The 3168-nt window shown below is 67.9% G+C and carries 6 protein-coding genes; all 6 read left to right on the top strand.

Annotated features, from left to right (window positions below; translation table 11 throughout):
• Nucleotides 1–151 precede the first annotated feature (151 nt).
• Nucleotides 152–313, top strand: coding sequence for a hypothetical protein (locus DDE13_RS23130; RefSeq protein ID WP_162631188.1), 162 nt, complete (start codon nucleotides 152–154; stop codon nucleotides 311–313).
• A 49-nt stretch (nucleotides 314–362) separates the two neighbouring features.
• A complete protein-coding gene (locus tag DDE13_RS22135; protein WP_162631187.1) occupies nucleotides 363–929 on the top strand; it encodes a phage tail protein in 567 nt (188 codons plus the stop codon).
• The gene (locus DDE13_RS22130) at nucleotides 926–1453 is read left to right on the top strand and encodes a hypothetical protein (protein ID WP_111406361.1); all 528 of its coding nucleotides are present in this window, start codon (nucleotides 926–928) and stop codon (nucleotides 1451–1453) included. The genes DDE13_RS22135 and DDE13_RS22130 overlap by 4 nt, the downstream gene beginning before the upstream one ends.
• Nucleotides 1454–1461: 8 nt before the next feature.
• On the top strand, nucleotides 1462–2061 hold the full coding sequence (locus tag DDE13_RS22125; protein ID WP_162631186.1) for a phage baseplate assembly protein V: 600 nt from the start codon (nucleotides 1462–1464) through the stop codon (nucleotides 2059–2061).
• Between the two features lie 50 nt (nucleotides 2062–2111).
• Complete coding sequence (locus DDE13_RS22120; protein WP_235868818.1) at nucleotides 2112–2441, top strand: GPW/gp25 family protein; 330 nt, start codon at nucleotides 2112–2114, stop codon at nucleotides 2439–2441.
• The coding region (locus tag DDE13_RS22115) for a baseplate assembly protein (RefSeq protein ID WP_111406358.1) at nucleotides 2441–3168 on the top strand (728 nt) is incomplete at its 3' end. The genes DDE13_RS22120 and DDE13_RS22115, both read left to right, overlap by 1 nt.

Raw genomic sequence — 3168 nt, 5'->3', positions numbered from 1 at the left:
CGCAAGATGCGCGGCAGCCCGATGCAGATCGAAACGGTGCATGGCTACGGCCTGCGCCTGATTGGCCCGGACACTCTGTTCGGGCCGCACCTGTCCGCGTCGGGGTCCAACGCCCCCACGGCGCCCGACGCGGGCGCACACGGAGACACACATGGCTGACGACAAAGACGCCCGGATCGCGGAACTGGAGCGCGACCGCGAAGCACTGATCCGCGCGATCATCGCGCTGCGCGCGTTTCGCGGCCTGCCGGACGAGGTCCTGCGCGAGGTCAGTCGCCGCGAGCGTGCCGCGAATGGAGATGCGGCCGGCTGATCGCCTCGAAAGGCGGCCAGACGACCGGCCCGGGCAATAGGGGGGCGGCATGGGGCTGCAGCCACGTCTGAACTACGACATGCGCCAGGTCGACAGAGTCGCCCGGGAGCTGGGCGCCAGCGAACGCCAGGTGCGCGTCGCTTTCCGGCGGGCGCTGTCACGTACAGGCACGACGTTGCGGGCGCGCGCCCGCAAGGACCTGCGCGAAGGGCTCGACCTGCGCAGCGCTAAGCCGATCCGGAACCGGCTCAGACTGATCCGCTTCAAGGCGCGGGGCGGGCGCGATCTCGGCGCGTTGCGTCTGTGGATGGGCGCGAACGACATGGCGACATCAGCCTTCAAGGGGCGCGCGACGGTCACGCCGGAGGGCGTTTCTTACCGAGGCGAAGTCTTTAAGCGCGCCTTCATTGCTCGCTTCAACAAAATGAACGACAGGCGCATATTCCAGCGCACCGGCCCGGGCCGCCTGCCGATCGAGGTCGCGAAGATCGAGGTGGAGGAAGACGTGAAGGAGTACGCGGAACGCGTGGCGTTTCAACAGGTCGACGATCTTTTCATGTCGAACTTCGTTCGCGAGTTGCGGGCGAGGACGATTTACAAGGTGGGGCGGACATGAGTGTTGATACAGGGCTGGACATCGACGGGATACATGACGCGCTGATCGCTGGGGCCAGGGCGCAGTTTCCGGACCTCCGCACGGTCAGCGACTATCACGACGAGCGCAAGACGCTGGAAACGCCGGCCGTGCTGTTCGAGCTTGTCGCATTCGAGGGTGACGAAGACGCGGATCCCGGGACAGAGCAGCTGGCTATGGTCGCCCGCTTCGAGGCGCGGGTCGTGCTCGGCTTCCGGACGCCGCTGGTCGAGCGAGAGGTGCGCAAGCTTGCCGCGGCACTGGCGCTCTGGATCCGTGGAAACCGGTTCGGACAGCCGATCGATCCCGCCGAAATCCTCGCCGTGGAGCCCGACCCGTTCGACCCCGACCTCGATCAATTCGCGGTGTGGAGCGTGGAGTGGCGCCACCAGGTGCATCTGGGCACGTCCGTCTGGATCAACGATGGCGTCGTGCCAACCGCCCTGTTTTCGTGGGTGCCCCGGACTGGGGTGCCGCACGAAGACGACTACTTGCCGATCCCATGAACTGGGGCGTGTCCGACCTTGATCGTCGCTTTCATTCCGGCCTGCGCATCGGCACCGTGACGGCCGTCGACGCCACGGCGGCCGCCGCACGCGTGACGCTGGGCGGCGAGACGGAAACCGACTGGCTGCCCTGGCTCGCGGAGCGCGCGGGAATCGTCGGCGCCTGGTCACCAGTATCCATCGGCGAACAGGTCCTCGTCGCAAGCATCGGCGGGGACACGGCGCAGGGCATCATTGTCGGATCGTTGTATTCCGGCGCGAACCCCGCGCCATCGCAGGATGGCGGCACGCGGAAGATCACACTGGGCGCGGCGTCGATCACGATGACTGAGGATTCGATCACCGTCGCTGTCGGCGGTACGCAGATCGAGATCACGGATGGCCTCGTCGCGGTCACCGCGAGCGACAGCACGTTCTCCGGCACACTGACGGTCGAGGGCCTGTTGTCCTACATGGCCGGCATGGCGGGGCAGGGTGGTGGCGGACCTACGGCGACGATCACCGGCGACATCTCCGTGACCGGTGGCGATGTCACGGCCGACGGCATTTCCCTCAAGGGCCACACGCACCCAGGCGACAGCGGCGGAAACACCGGATCGCCGCAGTAGCGCCAGAGGCAGCGCCGCACGCGCCGTGCCACGTTCGCACCATGGCAGGCATGAGTGCGACCACAGGGCGAACGTTGCGCGGGTACGACCACCTGCGCCAATCGGTGCGCGACATCCTGACCACGCGCATCGGGACCCGCGTGATGCGTCGCGACTATGGCTCGCGCCTCCCCGATCTCGTCGACGCGCCCCTGAACGCCGAAGGGCGACTGGACCTGTACGTCGCAACCGCCGAGGCGCTTGCGCGATGGGAGCCGCGACTCGATCTCGATCGCGTCACATCCAGTGCCGACGTGGACGGCCGCGTCGAGCTGACCATCGTCGCGCGGTATCTGCCCGAAGGCCGCGAGATCACGCTTGAAGGAATCGAGGTAACCTGATGGCCGGATCGTTCACGCAGATCGATCTTGCGGCTCTGACGCCCCCTGACGTCGTCGAAACGCTCGACTTCGAGGCGATCCTCGCCGAGATGAAGGCCGATCTGCTTGTCCGCGCCCCGGAGCTTGCCGACACGCTGGACCTGGAAAGCGAACCCGCGGTCAAGTTGCTCGAGGTCGCGGCCTATCGTGAGATCATGGTCCGCCAGCGCGTGAATGACGGCGCGCGCGCGGTGATGCTGGCGACAGCGACCGGCGCGGACCTCGACCAACTGGCGGCGCTCTATGGCGTGGCCAGACGGGTGATCACACCCGCCGACACGTCCGTGGTGCCCCCGACGCCTGCGGTCCTGGAGGACGACACCATTTTCCGCGCGCGCGTGCAGCAGGCGCCCGAGGGCTGGGCCGCCGCCGGTCCCGTCGGCGCGTACCGCTTCCACGCGTTGTCCGCATCCGGAGACGTGAAGGACGTCAGCGTCACCAGCCCCGATCCGGGCGTGGTCCGCGTGGCGGTCCTGTCGCGCACCGGCAGCGGCGCGGCGGATGCGGGTCTGATCGACACCGTCGCGCTGGCGCTGAACGCGGAGGACATCCGCCCGCTGTGCGACACCGTCAACGTGCAGTCCGCGGCGATCCAGACCTATGCGATCACCGCGACGCTGACGTTCCACCCCGGTCCGGACACCGCCGTCGTGCTGGCCGAGGCGCAGGCGGCGGCAGAGGCCTGGGC

It is taken from the genome of Meridianimarinicoccus zhengii (assembly GCF_003254465.1).
In the GTDB taxonomy this organism is placed as follows: domain Bacteria; phylum Pseudomonadota; class Alphaproteobacteria; order Rhodobacterales; family Rhodobacteraceae; genus Meridianimarinicoccus; species Meridianimarinicoccus zhengii.
This window is presented reverse-complemented; position numbering and strand designations above follow the sequence as displayed.

Coding starts and splice junctions, on each gene's coding strand:
- DDE13_RS23130 (WP_162631188.1), top strand. CDS start 152: ATGGCTGACGACAAAGACGCCCGGATCGCGGAACTGGAGCGCGACCGC.
- DDE13_RS22135 (WP_162631187.1), top strand. CDS start 363: ATGGGGCTGCAGCCACGTCTGAACTACGACATGCGCCAGGTCGACAGA.
- DDE13_RS22130 (WP_111406361.1), top strand. CDS start 926: ATGAGTGTTGATACAGGGCTGGACATCGACGGGATACATGACGCGCTG.
- DDE13_RS22120 (WP_235868818.1), top strand. CDS start 2,112: ATGAGTGCGACCACAGGGCGAACGTTGCGCGGGTACGACCACCTGCGC.